General features: G+C 75.2%; 19 protein-coding genes. 13 read left to right on the top strand and 6 right to left on the bottom strand.

The genetic code is table 11. The features are described 5' to 3' along the window. Nucleotides 1–41: 41 nt before the first annotated feature. The gene (locus BLT72_RS21890) at nt 42–317 is read left to right on the top strand and encodes a DUF4190 domain-containing protein (protein ID WP_091416295.1); all 276 of its coding nucleotides are present in this window, start codon (nt 42–44) and stop codon (nt 315–317) included. A gap of 114 nt (nt 318–431) precedes the next feature. Then, nucleotides 432–1,232: a deoxyribonuclease IV gene (locus BLT72_RS21885; protein WP_091416292.1), complete on the top strand. Its 801-nt coding sequence runs from the start codon at nt 432–434 to the stop codon at nt 1,230–1,232. An 85-nt stretch (nt 1,233–1,317) separates the two neighbouring features. On the opposite strand, the gene BLT72_RS21880 is transcribed toward BLT72_RS21885, so the two are convergent. Continuing rightward, the gene (locus BLT72_RS21880; protein WP_172826154.1) at nt 1,318–2,835 is read right to left on the bottom strand and encodes a serine/threonine-protein kinase; all 1,518 of its coding nucleotides are present in this window, start codon (nt 2,833–2,835) and stop codon (nt 1,318–1,320) included. Nucleotides 2,836–2,948: 113 nt separating this feature from the next. Here BLT72_RS21880 and pta point away from each other — a divergent pair, with 113 nt between their 5' ends. From pta to BLT72_RS21855, 5 genes are all read left to right on the top strand, one after another. Then, on the top strand, nt 2,949–5,075 hold the full coding sequence (gene pta / locus BLT72_RS21875; RefSeq protein WP_091416286.1) for a phosphate acetyltransferase: 2,127 nt from the start codon (nt 2,949–2,951) through the stop codon (nt 5,073–5,075). Further along, nucleotides 5,072–6,232, top strand: a complete 1,161-nt coding sequence (locus BLT72_RS21870; RefSeq protein WP_091416283.1) for an acetate kinase — start codon at nt 5,072–5,074, stop codon at nt 6,230–6,232. The genes pta and BLT72_RS21870 overlap by 4 nt, the downstream gene beginning before the upstream one ends. Nucleotides 6,233–6,340: 108 nt before the next feature. Next, entirely contained in the window at nt 6,341–7,108 is a 768-nt protein-coding gene (locus BLT72_RS21865; RefSeq protein ID WP_091416280.1) for an SDR family NAD(P)-dependent oxidoreductase, read from the top strand. An 88-nt stretch (nt 7,109–7,196) separates the two neighbouring features. After that, nucleotides 7,197–7,877 (top strand): lysophospholipid acyltransferase family protein, encoded by a 681-nt coding sequence (locus BLT72_RS21860; protein ID WP_091416279.1) that lies wholly within the window; start codon nt 7,197–7,199, stop codon nt 7,875–7,877. A gap of 78 nt (nt 7,878–7,955) precedes the next feature. Beyond that, the gene (locus tag BLT72_RS21855; protein ID WP_091416276.1) at nt 7,956–9,647 is read left to right on the top strand and encodes an FAD-binding oxidoreductase; all 1,692 of its coding nucleotides are present in this window, start codon (nt 7,956–7,958) and stop codon (nt 9,645–9,647) included. A 116-nt stretch (nt 9,648–9,763) separates the two neighbouring features. On the opposite strand, the gene BLT72_RS21850 is transcribed toward BLT72_RS21855, so the two are convergent. Further along, nucleotides 9,764–10,681 (bottom strand): LysR family transcriptional regulator, encoded by a 918-nt coding sequence (locus tag BLT72_RS21850; protein ID WP_231930222.1) that lies wholly within the window; start codon nt 10,679–10,681, stop codon nt 9,764–9,766. Nucleotides 10,682–10,754: 73 nt separating this feature from the next. On the opposite strand from BLT72_RS21850, the gene BLT72_RS21845 reads away from it, so the two are divergent. The 6 genes from BLT72_RS21845 (at nt 10,755) to BLT72_RS21820 (ending at nt 19,424) form a co-directional block, all read left to right on the top strand. Next, a complete protein-coding gene (locus tag BLT72_RS21845) occupies nt 10,755–11,711 on the top strand; it encodes an EamA family transporter (RefSeq protein WP_091416273.1) in 957 nt (318 codons plus the stop codon). Further along, nucleotides 11,701–13,320 (top strand): FG-GAP-like repeat-containing protein, encoded by a 1,620-nt coding sequence (locus tag BLT72_RS21840; protein ID WP_091416270.1) that lies wholly within the window; start codon nt 11,701–11,703, stop codon nt 13,318–13,320. Before BLT72_RS21845 ends, BLT72_RS21840 begins: the two co-directional genes overlap by 11 nt. A 72-nt stretch (nt 13,321–13,392) precedes the next feature. Further along, a complete protein-coding gene (locus BLT72_RS21835) occupies nt 13,393–14,199 on the top strand; it encodes an FAD binding domain-containing protein (RefSeq protein WP_091416268.1) in 807 nt (268 codons plus the stop codon). Next, nucleotides 14,196–16,988 carry a molybdopterin-dependent oxidoreductase gene (locus tag BLT72_RS21830; RefSeq protein WP_091416266.1) on the top strand — a complete coding sequence of 931 codons (2,793 nt, stop codon included), beginning with the start codon at nt 14,196–14,198 and terminating at the stop codon, nt 16,986–16,988. The genes BLT72_RS21835 and BLT72_RS21830 overlap by 4 nt, the downstream gene beginning before the upstream one ends. Before the next feature lie 85 nt (nt 16,989–17,073). Next, nucleotides 17,074–17,982 (top strand): factor-independent urate hydroxylase, encoded by a 909-nt coding sequence (gene pucL / locus BLT72_RS21825; RefSeq protein ID WP_091416263.1) that lies wholly within the window; start codon nt 17,074–17,076, stop codon nt 17,980–17,982. After that, the gene (locus tag BLT72_RS21820; protein ID WP_091416261.1) at nt 17,979–19,424 is read left to right on the top strand and encodes an amidohydrolase family protein; all 1,446 of its coding nucleotides are present in this window, start codon (nt 17,979–17,981) and stop codon (nt 19,422–19,424) included. The genes pucL and BLT72_RS21820 overlap by 4 nt, the downstream gene beginning before the upstream one ends. 151 nt (nt 19,425–19,575) lie before the next feature. Here BLT72_RS21820 and BLT72_RS21815 read toward each other — a convergent pair whose 3' ends face one another. The 4 genes from BLT72_RS21815 to lepB form a co-directional block, all read right to left on the bottom strand. Next, a complete protein-coding gene (locus BLT72_RS21815; RefSeq protein ID WP_091416259.1) occupies nt 19,576–21,324 on the bottom strand; it encodes a peroxidase family protein in 1,749 nt (582 codons plus the stop codon). Nucleotides 21,325–21,708: 384 nt separating this feature from the next. Next, nucleotides 21,709–22,377 carry a response regulator transcription factor gene (locus tag BLT72_RS21810; RefSeq protein WP_091416257.1) on the bottom strand — a complete coding sequence of 223 codons (669 nt, stop codon included), beginning with the start codon at nt 22,375–22,377 and terminating at the stop codon, nt 21,709–21,711. Nucleotides 22,378–22,446: 69 nt separating this feature from the next. Further along, nucleotides 22,447–23,436, bottom strand: coding sequence for a hypothetical protein (locus BLT72_RS21805; RefSeq protein WP_091416255.1), 990 nt, complete (start codon nt 23,434–23,436; stop codon nt 22,447–22,449). A 284-nt stretch (nt 23,437–23,720) separates the two neighbouring features. Next, nucleotides 23,721–24,200: a signal peptidase I gene (gene lepB, locus BLT72_RS21800; RefSeq protein WP_091416253.1), complete on the bottom strand. Its 480-nt coding sequence runs from the start codon at nt 24,198–24,200 to the stop codon at nt 23,721–23,723. Nucleotides 24,201–24,209: the final 9 nt, after the last annotated feature.

Raw genomic sequence — 24,209 nt, 5'->3', positions numbered from 1 at the left:
GCCTGCGCCATCGACCTCGGGCCACCGCAAGGAGAAACCCCATGTCCCAGTACCCGCCCGGCGCCTACCCGTCCGGACCGGCGCCCCAGGCCGGTCCGCTGCCCGGCAAGACCCTCGGCATCGTCGGGCTGGTCCTCGCGATCTTCTGCAGCCTGATCGGCGCCATCGTCAGCTTCATCGCCTACCGCCAGTCCGCGGCGGCCGGGTGGAAGAACAACGTGGCCCTCGCCGGCATCGTCGTCGGCGTCGTGCTGTTCGTCCTCAGCATCGTCTACAACGCCTCGACCGGCACCTTCGGCCGGCTCGCGAACATGTGACCTGAGCGCTCCCCGAGGGGGCACCGACCAACCGGTCGGTGCCCCGTCGCACGTCCGGCCCCGGCGCGCGGCGGCGCCGGTGCGCTGTCAGCGGTCGTCGCTAGGGTCACGGGCATGACGACGACGCTGGCGATCGGTGGGCACGGCGAGCAGGCGGACCCGGTGGCGGAGGCCCGGGCCCGCGACGCGACCCTCGCCCAGTTCTTCCTCGGCGACCCCCAGGGCTGGAAGGGCCCCGAGTTCGCCCACCCCGGCGGCGCCGCCGGTCTGCGGGCGGACGCCGAGGAGGCCGGCATCGCCCTCTACGTGCACGCGCCGTACGTGCTGAACGTGGCCACCAGCAACAACCGGATCCGCATCCCCAGCCGCAAGTTCCTCCAGCAGTACCTGCACGCCGCCGCCGAGGTGGGCGCGGCGGGCGTGGTGGTGCACGGCGGGCACGTGCTCAAGGACGACGACCCCGAGACCGGCTTCGACAACTGGCGCAAGTGCGTCGAGCGGCTGGAGATGCCGGTGCCGCTGCTGATCGAGAACACCGCGGGCGGGGACAACGCGATGGCCCGCCGGCTGGAGCGGGTGGCGCGGCTGTGGGAGGCCGTCGGCGACGCCCCCGGCGGGGACACCGTCGGCTTCTGCCTGGACACCTGCCACGCCCACGCCGGGGGCGAGGAGCTGGTCGGCCTCGTCGACCGGGTCCGCGCGATCACCGGCCGGATCGACCTCGTGCACGCCAACGACTCCCGCGACGGCTTCGACTCCGGCGCCGACCGGCACGCGAACTTCGGGGCCGGCCAGGTGGACCCCGAGGCCCTCGCGGAGGTGGTCCGGGTCGCCGGCGCCCCGGTCGTCGTCGAGACACCGGGCGGCCGGGAGGGCCAGGCCGGCGACATCGCCTGGCTCCGGGAGCACGTCTGACCGGAGGACCGGCCGTGCTCGGCCGAGGCCGGCGCACCGCACGAGCCCGCGGGTGCCGAGCCACCCCCCGAGCTGACCCGGGGCCTCAGCCCGCGGTGAGCTCCACCGGGGCGTCCCGGTCGCCGCGGCCGAACAGGCAGCGGTAGACCCGGTCGCTGCCGTCGGCCTCCTGCGGCGGCAGGGCCAGCACCTCCCAGTCGGTCTCGCGGTCCGCGTCGGTGAGCCTCCGGTCGAGCACGTCGGCGTCGCAGATCTGCCGGACCGCCCGCAGCTCCTCCAGCTGGGACTGCCGGCGCACCTCGACGTCCAGCGGGCCCGCCGCGAAGGTCTGGTAGACGTGCGTCTCGTCGCAGTCCCGGGGGGTGCCCAGGGAGGGCAGGTCGAACACCGAGATGATGCCGGCCCAGCACTCCGGCTCGGTCGGGCAGTAGCTGGTCCCCCCGAGCTCCGCGGAGCAGTCGTCGTAGCCGGCGGGCAGCGCCGCGCCCCGGGTCGGTCCGGCCGTCGTGGGCGACGGGGACGGGTCCGCGCCCGGCGGGGTGGAGGAGCCGTCGGTCGTGGGCTCGGGCGCCGCGCTCGAGCCGACCGGGGGCGGGGTGGCGGCCGGTGCGGCGGTGCCGGGACCGCGGTCGACCAGCAGCAGCCCGGCCACCAGCAGCGCGACCAGCACCAGACCGACGAGCGGCAGCACCAGGGCGCGCGTGCGGCGGCGGCCGCTGTCCGGTTCGGTGCCGGTGTCGGCCTGGGCGACGACGGCGCTCGGCTCGTCCCCGTCGGGGGTGTCCCCGCTGAGCGGCAGGGCGGCCAGCCGGTCCCGCAGCCCGGCGGCCGTGGGCCGGGCGGCGGGATCGAGGTCGAGGGCCTCGCCGAGCACCGCCATCAGACCGGGGTCGACGTCGGGCAGCGGCGCCAGCGGTTCGCGCTGCGCCGCGACGACGTCGGCGAGCCCCGGGGTGGGGCCCGCGGGCCAGCGCGGCGGCCGGCCGGCGAGCAGGGCGTAGAGCGTCGCCGCGAGGGAGTAGACGTCCCCGGCGGGCGTGGGCGGCCGCCGCAGCAGCGCCTCGGGGGCGGTGTAGGCGGGCGTCACGCCCTCGAACGCCTCGGCGCGGGACGTGTCGGGGCCGGGCAGCGCGGCCAGCCCGAAGTCGGCCAGGCCCACCCGGTCGTAGGCGTCGACGAGGATGTTGGCGGGTTTCACGTCGCGGTGCAGCACGCCCCGGGCGTGGGTGGCGGCCAGGGCGTCGGCGATCCGCACGCCGATCTCGCGCACCCGCTCCTCCGACGGCCGGTCCGCCGCCGCGAGGTAGCGGGTGAGGGAACCACCCGGGCAGAGCTCCATGACGATGTAGGGCCGGTCGTCGGCCAGGATGCCGGCGTCGTGCACCGTGACGATCCCCGGGTGCGCCGACATCTGCCCGGCGGCCCCGGCCTCGCGGAGGAACCGCAGCCGCTCCGACTCGACGTCCAGCCGGCGCTGGTCCACCTTGACCGCGACCAGCCGGTCCAGGGTCGCCTGCCGCGCCTCCCAGACCACCGCGAAGCCACCCCGGGCGAGCGGACGCCAGTCCGTGAGCCCCGGGATCTGCGGGGGTTCGATCGCCACGCCCACACCCTAGGCGGGCGGGCCGAACCCTGCGGGGGAACGGGTGCACCGGCGAGCGTCGCGGCCGGGGCGACGGCCGTCGCGCCGTCGCCGTCGGCCGCTACCCTGCCCGCATGAGCCGGAGCGTGTACGTGGCCTCGCCCGAGGGCCTGACGGGCAAGTCGGCGGTGGCCCTCGGCCTGCTGGACGCCCTCGTCCGGGAGGTCGGCTCGGTCGGGGTCTTCCGGCCGGTGACCACCGCCTTGCACTCCGGTGACGACGACGTCGACCTCATCGTCGACCTGCTGGTCAGCCAGCCGGGCGTCGAGCAGGACTACGCGGAGGCCCTCGGGGTGACCTACGACGCCGCCCGCACCGACCCCGACGAGGCGCTGCACGTCATCGTCGAGCGCTTCGGGCACCTGGCCGACCGCTTCGAGGTCATCCTGGTGCTGGGTTCGGACTACACCGACGTCTCCACCGGCACCGAGCTCTCGCTGAACGCCAAGATCGCGGCGAACCTCGGCTCCCCCGTCGTGCTCGTGGTGCACGGCCGCGAGCGGACGCCGGAGCAGATCCGCGCGGCCGCCGACGGCGCCATCGCCGAGCTGCGCGCCAACCACGCCCAGACGGTGGCCGTCATCGCCAACCGGGTCGAGCCGCCCGAGATCGAGGCCACGATGGCGGCGCTCGCCACCCTCGCCCCCCTCGTCGTCGCCGCCATCCCCGAGAGCCCCGTGCTGTCCGCCCCGACCTTCCGCGCCCTGGTCGAGGCCGCGGACGGCGCCCTGACCCTGGGCAGCGAGAGCTGGATGGACCGCGAGTCGCTGGGTCTGATCGTGGCCGCCATGAGCCTGCCCAACGTGCTGGCCCGGCTGCGCCCCGACGTGACCGTGATCGCCCCGAGCGACCGCACCGACCTGATCCCCGGGCTGATGCTCGCCCACCAGTCGGGCACCTTCCCGACGCTCGCCGGCATCCTGCTCACCGGCGGCTACCCGCTGCCCGACACCATCCGGCGGCTGTCCGACGGCGTCCAGCAGGACCTGCCGATCGCCCTCACCGACCTCGGCACGTTCACCACCGCCGAGAGGCTGATGCGGGTGCGCGGGCCGATGACCAAGGTCTCCACCAGCAAGGTCGAGACGGCACGGCGGCTGTTCGCCGAGCAGGTGGACCAGGCGGCGCTGCTGGCGGCGGTCGACGTGCCGGCCAGCGAGGTGCGCACCCCGCTGATGTTCGAGTACCAGCTGGTCGAGCGGGCGCGCGCGGACCGGCAGCACATCGTGCTCCCCGAGGCCACCGACGACCGGATCCTCGAGGCGGCCGCGATCCTGCTCCGCCGCGGCGTCGCCGACCTGACCCTGCTGGGGGAGGAGACGAAGGTGCGGGCCCGCGGCTCAGCGCTGGGGCTCGACCTCGACGCGGCCACCGTCGTCTCCCCCACCGACCCGGAGCTGGTGGAGCGCTTCGCGGCCGCCTACGCCGAGGCCCGCGCGCACAAGGGGATGACCCTGGAGAAGGCCCGCGAGCGGGTCACCGACATCTCCTACTTCGGCACGATGATGGTGCACCTCGGCCTCGCCGACGGCATGGTCTCCGGCGAGGTCAACACCACCGCGCACACCATCCGGCCGGCGCTGGAGTTCGTGAAGACCCGGCCCGGGGTCGACACCGTCTCCAGCGTCTTCCTGATGTGCCTGGCCGACCGGGTGCTGGTCTACGGCGACTGCGCCGTCATCCCCGAGCCGACGACCGAGCAGCTGGCCGACATCGCGGTGTCCTCGGCCGACACGGCCCGCCAGTTCGGCATCGACCCGCGGGTGGCGATGCTGTCCTACTCCACCGGCAGCTCGGGGGCGGGCGCGGAGGTGGAGAAGGTGCGCGCGGCGACGGCGCTGGTCGCGGAGCGCGCGCCCGAGCTGCCGCTGGAGGGGCCGATCCAGTACGACGCGGCCATCGACCCCGGGGTCGCCCGCACCAAGCTGCCGGACTCGGCGGTGGCCGGCCGGGCGACCGTCTTCATCTTCCCGGACCTCAACACGGGCAACAACACCTACAAGGCGGTGCAGCGCAGCGCCCACGCGGTGGCGATCGGACCCGTCCTGCAGGGCCTCCGCAAGCCCGTCAACGACCTGTCGCGAGGAGCCCTGGTGGAGGACATCGTCAACACGGTCGCGATCACCGCCGTCCAGGCGCAAGGGGTCCAGCAGCACGGGGTCCGGGAGCAGGGGGTCCGGGAGCAGGGGGTCCGGGCATGACCGACGGCCCGGTGCTGGTCCTCAACGCCGGCTCGTCCTCGCTGAAGTACCAGCTCGTGGTGCCCGGCAGCGGGGAGGTGCGGACCAAGGGGCTCGTCGAGCGGATCGGCGAGGACGGCAGCGACGTCGCCGACCACGCGGCGGCGGTCGAGCAGCTGCGGCGCCGGCTGGTCGAGGACGGCGTCGACCTGGACGCCGTCGGCCTGCGCGCCGTGGGGCACCGCGTGGTGCACGGCGGGCCGGACTTCTCCGACCCGGTGGTGCTCACCGACGCGGTGGTGGACCAGATCCGCGACCTCAGCCCGCTGGCCCCGTTGCACAACCCGGGCGCGGTGGCGGGCATCGAGGCCGCCCGGGCCCGGCTCGCCGTGCCGCACGTCGCCGTGTTCGACACCGCCTTCTTCACCACCCTGCCGGCCGCCGCCTCCACCTACGCCCTCCCCCGGGAGCTGGCCGAGCAGCACCGGATCCGCCGCTACGGCATGCACGGCACCTCCCACCGCTACGTCTCCCGCGCCGTCGCCGCCCTGGTCGGCCGGCCGCTGGAGGAGCTGGACCAGGTCGTCCTGCACCTGGGCAACGGCTGCTCGGCCTCCGCGGTGCGCGGCGGGCGCGCGGTCGACACCTCGATGGGGCTGACCCCGCTGCAGGGCCTGGTGATGGGCACCCGCTCGGGCGACGTCGACCCGGGCCTGCACTCCTACCTCCACCGGGAGGCGGGGCTGTCGGTGGAGGAGGTCGACGACCTGCTGAACAAGCGGTCCGGCCTCAAGGGCCTGAGCGGCGTCAACGACTTCCGGCAGCTGCAGGAGCTGCGCGCCGGCGGCGACGAGCACGCCGCCCTGGCCTTCGACGTGTACGTCCACCGGCTCAAGCACTACCTGGGCGCCTACCTGGTCCAGCTGGGCCGGCTGGACGTGCTCACCTTCACCGCCGGCGTCGGGGAGAACAACGCCGCCCTGCGGGCCGCCGTGGTCGAGGGCCTCGACGGCCTCGGGCTGTCCGTCGACGCGGAGCGCAACGGGTCTCCCGGCCGGGAGGCACGGGTCATCTCCCCCGACGGCTCCCCGGTGACCGTCACCGTGGTCCCGACCAACGAGGAGCTGGAGATCGCCCGGCAGACCGTCGCCCTGCTCGAGACCGGACCCGCCGGCTGAGCTCCCCGCCGCGTCCCGAGCCTGTCGAAGGGTCCCTCGACCAGCTCCGGCGCCGCGGCGCGAGGACGGGCTCGGGGCGGCCGGCGCTCAGCCCCTAGGGTGGATCTCATGGCGACAGCACTGGTGACGGGCGGCACGTCGGGGATCGGCGCGGCGTTCGCGCGCGCCCTGGCGGCCCGGGGCGACGACCTCGTCCTGGTCGCCCGCGACGCCGTCCGGCTGGAGCAGACCGCCGCCGACCTGCGCGCGCGGCACGGCGTCGACGTCGAGGTGCTGCCCGCCGACCTGGCGGTCCGGGCCGACGTCGACCGGGTCGCCGCCCGGCTCGGCGACGCCGCGCGCCCCGTCGACCTGCTGGTCAACAACGCCGGCTTCGGGATCCGGCAGCGGCTGACCGCGGAGGACCTGTCCGCGTTCGAGCACGGCTTCGACGTGATGGTGCGCGCCGTCATGGTGCTGTCCGGTGCCGCCGCGCGGGCCATGACCACCCGCGGCCACGGCGCCGTCGTCAACGTCGGCAGCACCGCGGGCTACGTGACGATGGGCGGCTACTCCGCCCTCAAGTCCTTCGTGGGCGTCTACACCGAGGGGCTGGCGAACGAGCTCGTCGGCACCGGCGTCACCGCCACGGTCCTCTGCCCCGGCTGGGTGCGCACCGAGTTCCACGAGCGGGCCGACATCGGCACCGGCTCGATCCCCTCCTGGATGTGGCTGGACGCCGACGCCCTGGTCGCGGAGTGCCTCCGGGACGTGGCCGCCGGCAAGGTGATCTCGATCCCGTCGCGGCGCTACCAGGCGCTGATGCTGGCCGCCCGGCTCGCGCCGCGGCCGCTGGTCCGACGGGCCTCCCGTGCCCTCTCCTCCAGCCGGCACTGAGCCCGGCCGCGCCGTCCCGGCGAACGACGCGCGTCGCCGCGGTGCCGACGGGGTGAAGAGCGTCTGACGGTTCCGATACTGTGGCGGCGTGTCCAGCCGCAGCCGTTACACCTCCCCCGTGCACGCCGGGGCGCGGTTCGTCGCGCAGCGGCTGATCCTCAAGCCGGCGATCTGGCGGATGACCACGGTCACCGTCCTGGGCGAGGAGAACCTCGCGGGCGTCTCCGGGCCGTACGTCGTCGTGTCCAACCACAGCTCGCACCTCGACGCCCCGCTCATCATCACCGCGCTGCCCCGGAAGCTCTCGCGCTACGTGGCCGCGGGGGCCGCCGCCGACTACTTCTTCGACGTGTGGTGGCGCAAGGGGCTGACCTCGCTGTTCTTCAACGCCTTCCCCGTCGACCGGACCGGCCTCCGCGGCCGCAAGGGGCTGGCGACCAGCCTGCTCGACGACGGCGTGCCCCTGCTGCTCTTCCCCGAGGGGACCCGGTCCCGCACCGGTGAGATGGGCTCGTTCAAGCCCGGCGCCGCCGCCCTGTGCATCAGCCGCGACGTACCCTGTCTGCCGGTGGCCCTCGTGGGGGCCTCCGAGGCCATGCCGCACGGCCGCAACTGGCCCGACCGCGGCCGTCCGCCGGTCTACGTCACCTTCGGTGAGCCGATGCGTCCGGAGGAGGGCGAGAAGGTCGCCCAGTTCTCCGAGCGGATCGCCAAGGCAGTGCGGAGCCTGTACGACTACACCACGAGCTATCGGGACGACCACGCCTGACCGACCCGCGCCGACCGACGTCGGCGCAGCCGGTGGGCAGACCGGGACCACCCCGGGACGACGAGAGGGAGTGCGGCCATGCCTGCCGTTCAGCACATGAAGTGGTACGGCTGGGGCGTCGAGGGCGTCAGCTTCCACCACGAGGACAAGCCGGGCCTGCGGCCCTTCGTGCTGGAGATCATCGACCTCGACCTGGACACCCCGCCCGGCCGGCAGACCCAGCTCTCCGACCTCGACATCCCGACCCCGCTGATCGGGGACGAGCTGCTCGGCCGGCTCCGCGCCGTCGTCGGCGACGAGAACGCCGTCAGCGAGGACGAGGACCGGGTCGTCCACACCTACGGCAAGAGCATCCGCGACCTGATGCGGCTGCGGGGCAACGACCTGCCCCGGGTGCCCGACGTGGTCGTCTACCCCGCCGACGAGGCCGAGGTCCAGCAGGTCGTCGACGCGGCGATCGCCGCCGACGCGGTGCTGATCCCCTTCGGCGGCGGCAGCAACATCGCCGGCAGCCTGCAGGCCCCCGAGGCCGAGACCCGGCCCGTCATCAGCCTGGACCTCGGTCGGCTGACCCGCGTGCTCGACGTCGACGAGGAGGCGGGGCTGGCCCGGATCCAGGCCGGCGCGCTCGGTCCCGACCTGGAGGAGCAGCTCAACGCCCGCGGCTGGACGCTCGGCCACTTCCCGGACAGCTTCACCCACTCGACCCTCGGCGGCTGGGTGGCGACCCGCTCGTCCGGCATGCAGTCGGACAAGTACGGCGACATCGCCGACATCACCCGCGGCCTGCGGATGGTCATGCCCGGCCGGGTGCTCGTGCTCCGCGGCCTGCCCAGCACCTCCAGCGGGCCCAGCGTCCGCGAGATGGTGCTCGGCTCCGAGGGCCGGCTCGGCGTCATCACCGAGGTGACCGTCCAGGTGCACCGGATCCCCGAGGAGCGGGTGATCCTCGGCTACCTGTTCCCCTCCTTCGAGGCCGGGGTCGCCGCCATGCAGGAGATCTCGACCAGCGACGCGTCGCCGTCGGTGACCCGCGTGTCCGACGCCGGGGAGACCCGGTTCTCCTTCTCCACCCGCAAGAAGAGCAAGGGCGTCTCCGTGTCCGGCCTGGTCAGCAAGGGCCTGTTCAAGGTCCTCGAGCGCCGCGGCTGGGACCTCGACGCCGTCTGCCTCTCCTTCGTGGGCTACGAGGGCGGCCCGGAGCACGTGGCGCGGCAGAAGGCGATCGTCAAGAAGATCATCGGCAAGCACGGCGGCATCGGCCTCGGCAAGGGTCCGGGCGAGCTGTACGACCAGAAGAAGTTCGACACCCCCTACATCCGGGACTTCCTGCTGGACCGGGGCGCCGCCGCGGACGTGTCCGAGACGGCCGCGCCGTGGTCGCAGCTGGTGCCGATGTACGACAACGTCACCGCGGCGGCCCGCAAGGCGTTCGCGCAGATCGGCGTGCAGGGCTGGGTCATGTGCCACCTGTCGCACAGCTACCACTCCGGCGCCTGCCTGTACTTCACCTTCGCCTTCCGGCACGACGACCAGGAGCCGCTGGCCCGCTACGACGTCGTGAAGTCGGCCATCCAGCAGGCCTTCATCGACACGCACGGCACGCTCTCGCACCACCACGGCGTCGGCACCGAGCACGCGCCCTGGCTGGAGCAGGACATCTCCGCCGCCGGCGTGCAGATGATGGAGGGCCTCTTCGCCGGCGTCGACCCGGGCCGCAACCTCAACCCGGGCAAGATCACCGTCACCCCGCTGACCTCCCGCGCCTGACCACGGACCCCGAGCCTGCCGACCACCGCGGCCTGAGCTCGTCGACCACCGCGGCCTGAGCCTGGCGGAGGCCCTTCGACAGGCTCAGGGCACGGATGGCTCAGATCACGGACGGCTCAGGGAGCGACGACCGCCCCCGCCTCGGCGACCAGCTCGTCGACGACCAGCCGGACCACCCACCGGGCGTGCCGGTCGGGTCGGAGCAGGGCCTCGACCAGCCGGCCCGCCCGGAGGTCGCGGAGCGGGACCAGCACCAGCCCCGCCGGGGCGTGCTCGCGGGTGGTGTACCGGGGCAGCAGCGCGACGCCGTGGCCGCGGGCGACCAGCAGCTCCGTCAGCGGCAGGTGCGTCGTCCGCCGCACCACCCGGACCGGCGCGCCGGCGCGGGCCGCGATGGCGCTGAGCACCCGGTCGATCGGGAACTCCGCCGGCGGGGCGATCCAGTCCTCCCCGATGACGTCGGCCGGCGTCACGTGCGCCCGGGTGGCCAGCGGGTGGTCCGCCGGCAGGGCGACGTCCATCGGCTCGCGGAGCAGCGGCACCACCACGAGGTCCTCCCGCGCGGGCGCCGCCACGTCGTCGGAGCGGTGGGCGACGACGACGTCGTAGTCGGCGGCGAGCGCGCCGAAGTCGTCCTGCGCGACGTCCTCGTCGGAGGTCTCGAGCACCAGGCCGGGATGCGGTCGCAGCCGGTCCAGCAGGCCCGGCACCAGCAGCTCCCCAGCGGAGTGGAAGCAGGCGAGCCGGACCGTCCCGGTCGCCGAGCCCTGGAAGCGCTGCCAGGAGGCCTCCGCCTCGGCCAGCGCGGTGGCCACCCCCACCGCACTGCGGGCCAGCGCGGTCCCGGCGTCCGTGAGCTGCAGCCCCCGCCCCGACCGCGCCACCAGCGGCACGCCCAGCTCGCGCTGCGCGGCCTTCAGCTGCTGCGACAGCGCCGACGGCGTCTTGTGCAGGGCCGCCGCGACAGCGGCCAGGCTGCCGCGGTCGTGCAGCTCGCGGAGCAGCTCCAGATGCTCCACCGTCGGTCTCGACACATGAGCGACGCTACACCGTGACGTGAGCAGAAGTCGTTTGTCCTTCACCGTCAGGGCCGCGAGGATGGTCGTCGTGCCTCCCCGCGACCAGCTCCGCGCCCTGCTCGTCGCCGTCGTCTGGGGGCTGAACTTCCCGGCCACCGCCATCGCCCTCGAGCACTTCCCGCCGCTGCTCATGGTGGCGCTCCGCTTCACCCTGGTCGCCGTGCCGGCACTGCTCCTGGTCCCCCGCCCGCAGGTGCCGCTGCGCTGGCTGCTCGGGGTCGGGCTCGGGATCGGGCTGCTGCAGTTCGCGTTCCTCTACCTCGGCATGGCCGCCGGCATGCCGAGCGGTCTCGCGTCGCTGGTGCTGCAGGCCTCGGCGCCGTTCACCGTCCTGATCGCCGGCGTCTGGCTGCGCGAGCGGATCACCCGCCGCCAGGCGGTCGGCATCGCCGTCGCCGTCCTCGGGCTGGCCGTCATCGCCGTCCACCGCGCCCAGGTCGCCGCCCTCCTGCCGGTGGTGCTGACCCTCTGCGGCGCCCTCGGCTGGGCGTTCGGCAACGTGTGCAGCCGGCAGGCCCGGGCCCCGAAGCCCCTCCACCTGACCCTGTGGATGTCGGTCGTGCCGCCGCTGCCGATGCTGGTGCTCTCGCTGCTCGTGGAGGGCCCGGACCGCGTGCTGACCGCCCTGCGCACCGCCCCCACCCTCGACGCGCTGCCCTCGGTGCTCGGGCTGCTCTACATCGTCGTGGTGGCCACCCTGCTGGGCTACGGGATCTGGAACGCGCTGCTGTCCCGGCACCCGGCCGGCGTGGTGGCCCCGTTCTCGATGCTCGTGCCCGTGGTCGGCGTCCTCAGCTCGTGGCTGCTGCTCGACGAGCGCGTCGACCCGACCGAGCTGGTGGCCGGTCTGGTGGTCGTCGCGGGCGTGCTGTTCGCCTCCCGGCCCCCCAGCCCGGCACCCGCCGGACCACCGGCCCCGCAGGCACCCGTTCTGACCACTGGTGCCGTCGGGGCCGGGGCGCGACGATCCGGAGATGGACGATGACGTTCGACGCCCGGCGCACGACCGGCGGCTGACCGGTGCGCTCGCCCGGTCCCTGACGACGGGCTGCGCGCTCGTCCTGCTGACGACCGGCCTGGCCGCGGGACCGGCGTCGGCGGCCACGGACTGCGCCGGCGCCGTCCGGGGCGACGTGAACGGCGACGGCCACGCCGAGGTCGTCGTCGGGGAACCGGGCTACGCCCGGGGCGCGGGCGCCGTGCACGTCTTCTACGGCTCCACAGCCGGCCTCCGGGCCACCCCGGCCGGGACGGCGCGGGACGACGAGTACGTCAGCCAGGACACCCCGGGGGTGCCCGGCACGGGCGAGGCCGGGGACCACTTCGGCAGCAGCGCCGTGCTGGCCGACTTCGACGGCGACCAGTGCGCCGACCTCGCCGTCGGGGCGCCCGGGGAGAACACCTCCCGCGGCGCGGTGACCGTCCTCTACGGCTCCCCCACGGGCCTGAGCACTGCGCGGGCCGCCAGCTGGACGCACGACGACCTGCTCGGCGCCGGGGCCGGCGGACCGAAGGGCCGCTTCGGCGAGACGCTGGCCGCCGGGGACCTGGACGGCGACGGGGTGGCCGACCTCGCCGTCGGGGCACCCTTCGACCGGGTCGGCGGTTCCTCCGGCGGGTCGGTGGTGGTGCTGCGCGGCGGGGCCGCCGGGCTCGGGGGCGCCGGCCGGACGTCGGCGGTCAGCCAGGCCACCGCTGGGGTGCCCGGCACGCCGGAGGACGGCGACGGCTTCGGCACGGCGCTGGCCGTCGGCGACTTCGACGGCGACGACGTCGACGACCTGGCGGTCGGCGTCGACGGTGAGAACGCGGGCGCCGGCGTCGTCGCCGTGCTGCCCGGGCGGTCCGGCGTCGGGGTGGGTGCGGGACCGGCGCTGGCCCTCGGCCAGGCGAGCCCCCGGGTGCCCGGCGCGGCCGAGGAGGGCGACCGCTTCGGCGGCGCCCTGGCGGCGGGCGACGTGACCGGGGACGGCCACGACGACCTGGCCGTCGGCGCACCGGGGGAGAACGGCGTCGGCCCGGACCGCCGGTCCGGGGCCGGGTCGGTCACGTTCCTCCGCGGCTCGGCCACCGGGATCACCACCACCGGCAGCCAGGGCTGGACCCAGGACTCACCGGGGGTGCAGGGCGTGGCCGGCCCGGACGACGCGTTCGGCTCCGCGCTGGCGATGGGCCACCTCGACGGTGGTCCCCTCCTCGACCTGGCCGTCGGCGCCCCCCGGGACGCGGTCGGCTCGGTCGGCCGGGCCGGCTCGGTGACGGTGCTCGACGGCAGCCCCGCCGGCCTCACCACGGCCGAGAGCGGGGGGACCCGGTTCCACCAGGACGTCGACGGCCTGCGCGGGGTCCCCGAGCCGGGCGACGCCTTCGGCTGGTCGGTGGCCGCCGCCCCGGTGCAGACCCCCGACCTGGACAGCCTGGTCGTCGGGGTGCCCGGGGAGAGCGTCGGCGCCGACCGCGACGGGTTGGTGCAGCAGCTGTCGACCTTCGAGTTCGGGCCCAACCCGTTCGGCAGCCGCACCCTGCACCAGGGCACGCCGGGGGTGCGCGGCACGCCGGCCGACGCCGACGCCTTCGGCCGGGCGGTGCGCTGAGCCGGCGGAAGGTGTAACGCAGCCGCAACGCGCACGGCGTGAAAACGGCGGTCCGCCGGGTGAGAGTAGAGCGTGGACCTCAACACCGTGACCGCCGTGCGAGCCGCCCGGACGCGCGCGGACCTGGCCGCCCTGGACCACCGCACGGCGGTGCTCGCCGGCGGGTCCTGGTTGTTCGGCGAGCCGCAGGACCACCTGACCGGCCTGGTGGACATCACCACGCTGGGCTGGCCGGCGGTCACCGTCCGCCCCGACGGCGGCCTCAGCCTGGCGGCCACCTGCACGCTGGCGGAGGTCGCGACGCTCTCCGACCGGCTCGACGGACCGGCCGCCCCGCTGTTCCGGCTGGCCTGCACGGCGCTGCACGGCTCCACCAAGGTGTGGGCCGTCGCCACGCTGGGCGGCAACCTCTGCACCTCGCTCCCCGCCGGCCCGATGACCAGCCTGGCCGCCGGGCTGGACGCCGACGTCGTGCTCTGGCGTGCCGACGGCACCGACGCGGTGCTGCCGGCCGCCGCCTTCGTCACGGGCAACACGACCAACGCGCTCGGCCCGGGCGACGTGCTGCGCTCGGTGGAGGTCGGTCCGGCCGCGCTGGCGTCCCGGACGGCGTTCCGCCGGACCGCGCTCTCCGCGCTGGGCCGCTCGGGCGCGGTGCTGGTCGGCCGCCGCCCCGCCGACGGCGGCTTCCTGCTGACCATCACCGCCGCCACCGTCCGACCCGTCCAGCTGCGCTACCCCGCCCTGCCGGACGCGGCCGCGCTGGCCGCCGACGTGGCCGCCGTCGACGGCTGGTTCAGCGACCCGCACGGGGCCGCGGACTGGCGGCGCGCCGTCAGCGGGCTGCTGGCGCAGGAGATCCGGCAGGAGCTCCGGTGAGGTTCCACGTCGACGACGTGCCCGTCGAGGTGGAGCCGCGGCCCGGCCAGTGCCTGCGCACGCTGCTGCGCGAGCAGGGCCACCACGCCGTCAAGAAGGGCTGCGACTCCGGGGACTGCGGCGCCTGCTCGGTGCTGCTCGACGGGACGCCGGTGCACGCCTGCATCGTCCCCGCCGGCCGGGCGGAGGGCCGCTCGGTCACCACAGCCGCAGGGCTGGGCACGCCCGAGCAGCCGAGCCCGGTGCAGCAGGCCTTCGTCGACCACGCGGCCTTCCAGTGCGGCTTCTGCACACCGGGGATGGTGGTCACCGCCTCGACGCTGACCGCGGACGACCTGCCGGACCTGCCGCGGCTGCTCAAGGGGAACCTCTGCCGCTGCACCGGTTACCGGGCCATCCGGGAGGCGGTCGGCGCCGCGGTCACCGGCACCCCGCCGGCACCTCCCGCCGAGGCACCCGACGCCGCCGCCGTCGGCCGCTCCCTCGGCGCGCCCGCCGGTCGCCGGGTGGTCGGCGGCCGCGAGCCGTACACCCTCGACGTCACGGTCCCCGGGCTCACCCACCTGGCGGTGCTCCGCAGCCCGCACGCCGCCGCCCGGGTGCGCGGCATCGACACCCGGGCCGCCGAGGCGCTGCCCGGCGTCGTCGCGGTGCTGACCGCGGCCGACGCCCCGACCACCCCGTTCTCCACCGGGCGGCACGCGGACCGGCTGGACGACCCCGACGACACGTACGTGCTCGACACCGTGGTCCGGTTCCGCGGTCAGCGGGTCGCCGCCGTGGTGGCCGAGACCCTCGCCGTCGCGGAGGCCGCCTGCCGGCTGCTCGTCGTGGACTACGCGCTGCTGCCCGCCAACTTCGACCCGGAACGGGCGCAGGACCCGGACGTGCCCGCCCTGCACGGCGACAAGGACCCCACCACCACCCGGATCGCCGCCCCCCGGCGCAACGTCGCCGCCGAGCTGCACGGCGAGCACGGCGACGTGGACGCCGCCGTGGCCGCGGCCGACGCGGTGGTGCGGGGGCGCTGGCGCACCCAGCGGGTCAACCACGGCCACCTGGAGACGCACGCGACGATCGGCTGGCGTGACGACGACGGCCGGCTGGTGCTGCGGACCAGCTCGCAGGTGCCGTTCCTGGTCCGGGACGAGATCGCCCGGCTGTTCGACCTCGAGCGGAGCGCGGTCCGGGTGTTCACCGCCCGGGTCGGCGGCGGCTTCGGCGGCAAGCAGGAGCTCCTCACCGAGGACCTGGTCGCCCTGGCCGTGCTGACCACCGGGCGGCCGGCGCAGCTGGAGATGACGCGCACCGAGGAGCTGACCACGGCGCCCTGCCGGCACCCCTTCCGCGTCGACGTCACCCTCGCCGGCACCCGGGACGGCCAGATCACGGCCCTGGCGCTCGACGTGCTCACCGACACCGGCGCCTACGGCAACCACTCCGCCGGGGTCATGTTCCACGGCGTGTCGGAGTCGGTGGCCATCTACCGGGTGCCGAACAAGCGGGTCGACGCCGCCGCCGTCTACACGAACAACCTGCCCTCCGGCGCCTTCCGCGGCTACGGGCTGGGCCAGGTCATCTTCGCCCTCGAGTCGGCCCTCGACGAGCTGGCCGCCGAGCTGGGGGTCGACCCCGTCGAGCTGCGCCGGCGCAACGTCGTCCGGCCCGGCGACCCGCTGGTGGTCACCCACGTCGAGGGCGACGACCTCGTGTTCGGCTCCTACGGCCTGGACCAGTGCCTGGACCTCACCGAGGCGGCGCTGGCCCGGGGCAACGGCGTGGAGCCGCCCGTCGGGGAGCGCTGGCGGGTGGGCCAGGGCGTCGCCATGGCGATGATCGCCACCATCCCGCCCCGCGGCCACCCGGCGGAGGCGAGCGTGACGCTCGACCGCGACGGCGGGTGCACCCTCGGCGTCGGGACCGCGGAGTTCGGCAACGGCACCACCACCGTGCACACCCAGATCGTGGCCAGCGTGCTGGGCACGACGGCGGACCGGGTGCGCGTCCACCAGTCCGACACCGACGCCACCGGCCACGACGTCGGCGCCTTCGGCTCGACCGGCACGGTGGTCGCCGGTCGGGCCGTGCACACGGCGGCGACGGCCGTCCGGACCGCGCTGGCCGAGCGGGCCGCCGCCCTCACCGGCACCGACCCGGACCGCTGGCGGCCCGGCCCCGACGGGCTCTCGGACGGCACGACGGTGCTCGGCTTCCCCGCCCTGCTCGGCGACGCCCCGTCCCTGCGCCGCGAGGCCGCCGCCGACGGCGCCGTCCGCTCGCTGGCCTTCAACGTCCACGGTTTCCGGGTGGCGGTCGACACCGGGACCGGGGAGGTGGCCGTCCTGCAGTCGGTGCAGGCGGCCGACGCCGGCTTCGTGATGAACCCGGCGCAGTGCCGCGGGCAGGTCGAGGGCGGGGTGGCCCAGGCGCTGGGCACCGCCCTGTGGGAGGAGCTGGTCCTCGACGAGGGCCGGGTCACCACGGCCGTGCTGCGCAACTACCACCTGCCGCAGATGTCCGACGTCCCCGACACCGAGGTCTACTTCGCCGACACCAGCGACGCCCTCGGCCCCTACGGGGCCAAGTCGATGAGCGAGTCGCCCTACAACCCGGTCGCCCCCGCCCTGGCCAACGCGGTGGCCGACGCCCTCGGCGTCCGGCCCCGGGAGCTGCCGATGTCCCGGGACCGGCTGTGGCGGCTGCTGCAGACCGCCGGCCCCGACCCCGCGCCCCGCCCGGCGCCGCGGACCACGGCCGCGGGAACGGCCACGGCGACGCGAGCCGCGTAACGCCGCAGCCGCCGCGCCGACCCCGGTCCGTCACCGGGGCTGCCTAGGATCGGCGCGACCCACCAGCGCGACCGGGAGGACGGCCATGGGCATCGTGCTCGGCACCCACCAGTACGGCAAGGCGGAGAACCGCGTCGTCCGGATCTACCGGGACACGCCCCGGCACGAGATCCGCGACCTCAGCGTCTCGACCGCGCTGCGCGGCGACTTCGGCCTGGCCCACACCGCGGGTGACCAGGCCGCGGTGCTGCCCACCGACAGCCAGAAGCAGACGGTGTACGCCTACGCCCGGGAGAAGGGCCTGCGGACCGTCGAGGACTACGCGCTGGCGCTGGCCCGGCACTTCGTCGACGACGTCGAGCCGGTCGCCGGCGCCCGCGTCGAGGTGGAGGAGTTCGCCTGGGAACGGGTCGTCGTCGACGGCGCGGAGCACGACCACACCTGGGTGCGGAAGGGCCAGGAGGTGCGGACGGCCGCGGTGACCGTCGAGGGCACCGGCGCGGACCAGCAGGTCTGGGTGACGGGCGGGTTGAAGGACCTGACCATCCTCAAGTCGACGGGCTCGGAGTTCACCGGGTTCCGCACCGACCCCTACACCGTGCTGCAGCCCACCACCGACCGCGTGATGGCCACCTCCCTGGTGGCGCGCTGGCGCTTCACCGAGCACGCCGGCGTCGACTGGGACACGACCTACGCCGGCATCCGGCAGCTGCTGGTCGCGACGTTCGCGCAGGTGCACTCCCTCGCCCTGCAGCAGACCCTGTTCGAGATGGGCCGGGCCGTCCTCGAGGCCCACCCGTTCGTGGCGGAGGTGCGGCTGTCGGCGCCCAACAAGCACCACTTCCTCTACGACCTCAGCCCCTTCGGGCTGGAGAACCCGGGCGAGGTCTTCCACGCCGACGACCGGCCCTACGGCCTCATCCAGGCCCAGGTCACCCGCGACGACGCCCCGGACGCCGGCCCCGCCTGGTACGGCTACACGGGCCTGGTGTGAGGCCGGCAGCCGGGCCGGAGCCGACCCCGGCGGGGGCTCGACTGGTCGTCCGCGGCCACGTCTTCCACGTCGCCGGGGACGCCACCCTGGCCACCGCCCGCGAGCAGCTCGTCTCGCTGCCCGACGGCGCCCTGGTGATCGCCGCCGACGGCACGATCGCCTGGCTGGGCGACCACGCGGACCTGCCCGCGGAGCACGCCCGCACGCCCGTCCGCCGCGCCGACTTCGTGCTGCCGGGGTTCGTCGACACCCACCTGCACTACCCGCAGACCGCCACCGTCGACGCCCACGGCGGCGGCCAGCTGCTGCACTGGCTGCAGCACTGCATCTTCCCCGCGGAGGCCCGGCTGGCCGACCCGGAGGTGGCCACCGCGCTGGCGACCGCCTTCGTGCGGCAGCGGGTGGCCGCCGGCACGACGGCCGCGCTCGTCTTCGGCTCGGCCTTCCCCGCGGCGCAGGACGCCCTGTTCGCCGCGCACCAGGAGGCCGGGCTGCGCCTGGTCAGCGGCCGCGGCATCCAGACCGTGGGGTCCGCCGCCGCAGCCCCGCTGCTGACCGGCGAGGACGAGGCGCTGGCCCTCGTGGCGGAGGAGATCGAGCGCTGGCACCTGGCCGACACCGGCGACCCGGCGACCGCGCGGCTGCAGGTCGCCGTCGTGCCCCGGTTCAGCCTGTCGGTCACCCCGACCACGCTGGCCGGGCTGGGCGAGCTCTACGCCGGGGTGCGCGAGCGCGGCGTCTACTTCCACTCCCACCTCTCCGAGAACGACACGCCCGGCGTCGGCGAGGTGGCAGCCGTCCGCGCGGCCTACGGGGTCCGGGACTACCTCGACACCTACGACGGCCGCTTCCGGCCGGGCTCCGCCGTCGGCGGGGAGAGCCTGCTGGGCCGGCGCAGCATCCTGGCCCACGCCGTGCACTGCACCGACGCCGAGCTGGCCCGGCTGGCGGAGACGGGCAGCTCGGTGGCGCACTGCCCCACCTCGCAGCAGTTCCTCGGCTCCGGCACGATGCCGTGGCGGCGCACCACCGCGGCGGGTGTCCGCGTCGCGCTGGGCACCGACATCGGCGCCGGCGACGAGTGGCTGGTCAGCCGGGTGCTCAACGACGCCTACAAGGTGCACCTCTCCGAGCCCGGTGACGCCGCCGTCGCGCTGCACCCGGCCGAGCTGCTCTACACGGGCACCCTGGCCGGGGCCCAGGCGCTGGACTCCGACGCCCGGTTCGGCAACCTCGACGCCGGGAAAGAGGCCGACCTGGTCCTCGTCGACGCCTCCGGCTGGCCACCGCTCGCGACTATCCTCGAAGGCGTCGCACGAACGACCGACGAGCGCTCCGCGGCGGACTCCACCCTCTTCGCCCTGCTGATGGGCTTGCGGGAACCCGCCGTCTCCGGGGTCTTCGTCGGTGGCCACGAGATTAGTTCGGGTCCAGTACGGTGATGTCAGTTCCGGGGGGTCCCTGACGCCCGGGATAGGCCGAACGCATCCGGCCTGGTCCGCGTTCCCCGCGCGGCCAGGTCCATCCCCTGTGCGGGTGCCTATCCCGGGTCCGGAACTCCCGTCGCCGCCCCCACCGCGACCCGGGCACCGCTCAGACGTCGCCGGGCAGCGGGATCACGGCCTCCGGGTCGATCTCCTCGTCCGGGTCCAGCGGCACCGGCTCCAGCTCCTCCTCGGGCACGTCCGGCTCCTCCGGCACGTCCGGCTCCTCCGGCAGCTGCGGCTGGGGCAGCCCGCGCGGGTCGAAGGCGCCCGCCTTGAGGATGAGGTCCCCGACCGTGAAGCCGGCGCCCGGGTCGAAGCGGGGCCGCAGCGTGAAGTAGGACGTCGGGTCCATCGCCAGCAGGCCGAGGAACACCTCGGCGACGATCCGGCCGCCGACGGGGCCGAGCCGCTGCCCACCGCCGAGCTCGGCCTCCTTGAGCACGTAGTACCAGAGCGGCGCCTTCTTGCTCCAGCCCGCCTCCGGCAGCCCGCCCAGCTGCGCGTTCGTCAGCGGCTTCAGGCCCATCGCCGCCGCCACGTCCTGGCCGCACGGCAGCCCCAGCCGCTTGCCCCGCAGCAGGTTCCGCTCAGCCAGGGCGAGGATGGCCCCGGCGGTCGGCGCCACCACCGTGGGCGGCAGCGTCGAGAGCGGCAGGGAGATCTGGGTGTCGATGCGCCGGCCCATGTTCCGGTCGTCCGGCGAGCTGAGGCCCGGGATGTCGAAGAAGTAGTTCCAGTCCACCCACAGGTCGTGCGGGATCGGTCGGCTGCCGCGCAGGTCCTCGTAGCCGTCCTGGGCGAACAGCGGCACGGTGTGCTGGTCCTGCATCTCGTACTCGGCCCGGATCATGGAGTGCCCGTAGCGGTAGGCGGCGCCGGAGAACTCCACCGGCATGTAGGGCTTCGCCGCGTTCCGCGGCTTGTAGAAGGACGTCCGCGCGGTCAGCGTGCCGTCGGCCCGGCGGGCCAGGATCGCGTCGACGACCCCCTGGCCGACCAGCCGGGGGAGGAAGTCGTGCACGATCAGCCACTGGAAGTGGAACCGGGCCTGCTGGCGGGCCTGCTCGAAGGTGAGCCCGGAGTCGCGGAGCGTGTTGTGCAGCCGCAGGAACACGGTGTGCAGCTGCGCCACGATCAGGTTCTCGTCGTTGCGCGGGTCGCCGAGGAAGGCCGCGCCGACGGCGTCGCGCGGCAGGTCGACGATGCCGTCGTGCTCGCTGACCAGCAGGTAGCCCGGCCGCGCCGGGTCGTACAGCTCGGGGTTGGCGGTGGGCCCGCCCCCGTACACGCTGCCCAGGTCGAAGCGGGGTGAGTCGTAGTTCGTCGCCCCGCGGGGGTCCTGCTGCTGCAGGGTCAACGGCGTCTTGTCGAGGGTGATGTCGTGGTCGGCGAACTGGCCGAAGTAGATGTAGCCCGCGGGCATCGAGGTGTCGCTGTCCGGGTCGCTGAACCGCACGTCCGACAACGGGGCCTTGCCGTCGTCCATCCGCCGGGCCAGCGTCTTGAGCAGGGCGTCGGAGGGGGCGTAGGCCGGCAGCTTCTTGAACATCAGCCCGAAGCGGGCCTCGCGGTCGCGACCCAGCTTGGCGGCGACGTCGAGCCCGCGCAGGCTCTGGCCGTGGGTGCCGCGGAGCGCCCGACGACCGGCCGCGGCCGCCCGGACCGCCCCCAGCGGGCCCGCCTGCAGGCCGCTCGCGACGAGGGCGGCGACGGCGGCCCCGAGGACGGTCCGACGCCGGACCTCCCGGCGGGCCGGGTCGGCTCCCCGGTGGTCCCCGGCCGGCGCCGGCGAGGCGGACGGTGCGGCGGTCCGCCCGGTGAACGGGCAGGTGGCGGTCTGGGCGCGGTGCGGCATGGTCGGTTCTCTCCCCCTGGTGGACGCGACTGCCCCAGCCTCGCGGCCCCGCGCTCCGCCCGGCAGCCGCTCCTGAGGGGTGCACCGGACCCCTCACGTGGGGGGGCGCCGCCGGGGCGTGCGTCGTGCGAAGAGGGCCTGCCGCGGGGAACGGCAGGCCCTCGACGGCTGCTGGCGCCAGGGCCGCTGCCAGGGGGTGACGGCAGCGGCCGGTGCGACCGAGCAGCCTCGCAACCGCGACGGGCGCGGAGGGGACGTGGGGCCCACCGCACCGCCGGTCCAGCGGTTGCTCGCAGGACGATCCTGGGCGCGTCCCCGGGCGGCGCACCACGCCCAGCCGGGGGAACGGCCCACCCCCCAGATGGGGGGTCGGGTCGAGGGTTGTCAGTCGTCGAGCAGACCGAGCTCGCGGGCCTTCAGGACGGCCTCGAGCTGGCTGGTCGCGTTCAGCTTCTGCCGCACCGACTTCACGTAGCCGCGGGCGGTGTTGAGGGTGATGCCGAGGGCCGGGGCGAGCTCCTTGACGGCCGTGCCGTCGGCGAGCAGCCGCAGCACCTGCACCTCCCGCTGGCTCAGCTCCGGGAGGTCGGCCGGCGGGGCCCCGCTGGTCACCACCCGGAACGCCGAGGGCGCCACCACCAGCTGCCCCCGCTGCAGCCCGGCCAGCACGTCGAGCATCTCCTGCAGCGAGCCGTTCTTGGGCACGAACGCCGAGGCGCCGGCCTGGGCGGCACGGCCGACCCACTCCGGCGACGCGTGCGCGGTCAGGACCGCGACGAGCGCGTCGGGAGCGACCTCCCGGACCCGGCTGGTCGCCACCAGGCCGTCCTCCCGGGGCATCTGGATGTCCATCACGACGATGTCGGGCTGCAGCTTCCGGGCCAGGGCCACCCCCTCGGCGGCGGAACCGGCCAGGCCGACGCAACGGAGCCCGGGAGCCCCGTCGAGGGCCGCGGCCAGCATCTCGGCGAACGAGCGGTGGTCGTCGACCACCAGCACCGTCCGCTCCTGGCCGTCGCCGTCCACCGGCGGACCCTCGTCGGCAACCGTCACGTCGACCTCCTGCAGCTCTGCATCTCGGAGGCCCGATCGTGGCACAGACCAGCAGGTCCGGCAGCCGGTTCAGAGCCCGGTCGGCAGCAGGGCTCCCAGGGCGAGCAGGGCGACCAGGACGACGGCCTCGCCGGCGACGAGGGCGAGCAGCAGGACCGCACGGCCCTCGGCCACGACGTCGACCGTCCGGCGGCGGTGCCGGTACCCGACCGCGGCCACCAGGGCGACCCCGGCCAGCTGGGCGGCCCCGACCACCAGCGAGGTCCGCGCCTCGGTGGCCAGCAGGCCGGCCAGCACCCCGGTGACGCCGGCCAGCAGCGCGACCACGGTCGCCAGCGTGCCGTAGCGGATCAGGTGGTGACGGAGCAGGTAGGGCGGGGTGCGCAGGTGCCCGACGGCCAGCAGGGCGCCCAGCCAGCAGGCCAGGGCCAGCACCTGGACGGCCCCGACCACCGCGACGACGGAGTGGGCGGTGTCGGCGTGGCCGTGGGCCAGCGCCGGGTCCACCGGCATCCCGGCCACCAGCGCGGTGCCGGTGAGGACGAGCAGGGCCGAGGACTCCCGCCAGCCGCTGAGCCGGGTCGCGAAGAGGGCGACCAGGAGGGCGACCCACAGCACCCCCAGCCCGGAGCGGACCGTCTCGCTGCGCGAGGCCACCAGGACCAGGTGGTCGGCGCCGACGAGCTGGCCCAGCGTCACCCCGGCGAGACCGCGCAGGGTGTGCAGCAGGCCGGCGGCCGTCGCGGCCACCCACACCCACGCCCACCGGCCCGCCCAGGTCATCAGGTGGTGGCCGGCGACGGTGCGCATCCGGCCACCCACGACCGCCCGGAGGGCGATCAGCCCCAGCACCGGGACCCCGGGCAGCAGGAACAGCGCCTCGGCGGGCGGCAGCTGCCAGCTGAGCGGCACCGCCGTCGTCTGCTGCCACCAGCGCAGGGCCAGCAGCGCGGCGAGGGCGAGCAGCGCCGCCGCGGTGGTCAGACCCGTGAGGCCGCTCGTCCAGAGCCGGACGCGGGTGCGGGTGTCGAGGACGGCACGCTGGGCGAGGTAGGACATCGGAGCTCCTGGTGCGAGGTGGTGCGCGGAGGTGTGGAGGTGATGGACCCGAAGCCGACCAGCGCCATGGAGGTTCGCGACAACGTGGCTGCCGGGGTTCCCGTGGCCACCAGCCTCGGACGTCCCAGCTCCCCGCAGGACCCTCACGGGTGGGGGGCCGACGACCCCCCAAACACGGGGGTGGGGGCTCCGGCAGCCCCCGACGGGGCCGGTCGGAGCACCGTCGGCCCGGGTCGGCGACGACGTCCCGGGCTGTCTGCCGGTCGACGGGTCGGGCCGGTCGGTCAGCAGGCCGACCAGAGACGTCCGGAGAGCCGGCCGTCCACGGTGTCGAGCGGGACGGGCCCGAAGGCCCGCGAGTCGACCGACAGCTCGCGGGCGTCGCCCATGACGAAGACGGTGCCCGCGGGGACGAGCACGGGGCCGAAGTAGACGCCGTCGATGGTCGCGAGGTCGACGTAGGGCTCCTCGACCTCCCGGCCGTCGACGACCAGCTGGGCGTCGGCGATGCCGACCCGCTGGCCGGCCACCGCGACGACCCGCTTGATCTGCTCGGTGCCCTCGGTCGGGGAGCGGAAGGTGATGATGTCGTCGACGGCGACGCCGCGCCGGGGAGCGAGGTGGTCGATGACCACCAGGTCCCCGGTGCAGACCGTCGGCGCCATGCTCCCGGAGGAGACCCGCACGGGATCGAACACGCTGAGCCGAGCCCCCGCCACACCGGCGATCAGCGCAGCGACCGCCGCGACGCCCTTCCAGCGCATCACGTTCCC

This window comes from Friedmanniella luteola, from assembly GCF_900105065.1.
Lineage (GTDB): Bacteria > Actinomycetota > Actinomycetes > Propionibacteriales > Propionibacteriaceae > Microlunatus > Microlunatus luteolus.
Note: the sequence above shows the minus strand (reverse complement) of the source record. Positions and strands in the feature narration are given on the sequence as shown.

Bases quoted from the DNA above. Each gene is read 5' to 3' on its own strand.
- BLT72_RS21865 (WP_091416280.1), top strand. From the start codon at position 6,341: ATGGCGACAGCACTGGTGACGGGCGGCACGTCGGGGATCGGCGCGGCG.
- BLT72_RS21855 (WP_091416276.1), top strand. From the start codon at position 7,956: ATGCCTGCCGTTCAGCACATGAAGTGGTACGGCTGGGGCGTCGAGGGC.
- BLT72_RS21890 (WP_091416295.1), top strand. From the start codon at position 42: ATGTCCCAGTACCCGCCCGGCGCCTACCCGTCCGGACCGGCGCCCCAG.
- pucL (WP_091416263.1), top strand. From the start codon at position 17,074: ATGGGCATCGTGCTCGGCACCCACCAGTACGGCAAGGCGGAGAACCGC.
- pta (WP_091416286.1), top strand. From the start codon at position 2,949: ATGAGCCGGAGCGTGTACGTGGCCTCGCCCGAGGGCCTGACGGGCAAG.
- BLT72_RS21805 (WP_091416255.1), bottom strand. From the start codon at position 23,436: ATGTCCTACCTCGCCCAGCGTGCCGTCCTCGACACCCGCACCCGCGTC.
- BLT72_RS21885 (WP_091416292.1), top strand. From the start codon at position 432: ATGACGACGACGCTGGCGATCGGTGGGCACGGCGAGCAGGCGGACCCG.
- BLT72_RS21870 (WP_091416283.1), top strand. From the start codon at position 5,072: ATGACCGACGGCCCGGTGCTGGTCCTCAACGCCGGCTCGTCCTCGCTG.
- BLT72_RS21840 (WP_091416270.1), top strand. From the start codon at position 11,701: ATGGACGATGACGTTCGACGCCCGGCGCACGACCGGCGGCTGACCGGT.
- lepB (WP_091416253.1), bottom strand. From the start codon at position 24,200: ATGCGCTGGAAGGGCGTCGCGGCGGTCGCTGCGCTGATCGCCGGTGTG.
- BLT72_RS21815 (WP_091416259.1), bottom strand. From the start codon at position 21,324: ATGCCGCACCGCGCCCAGACCGCCACCTGCCCGTTCACCGGGCGGACC.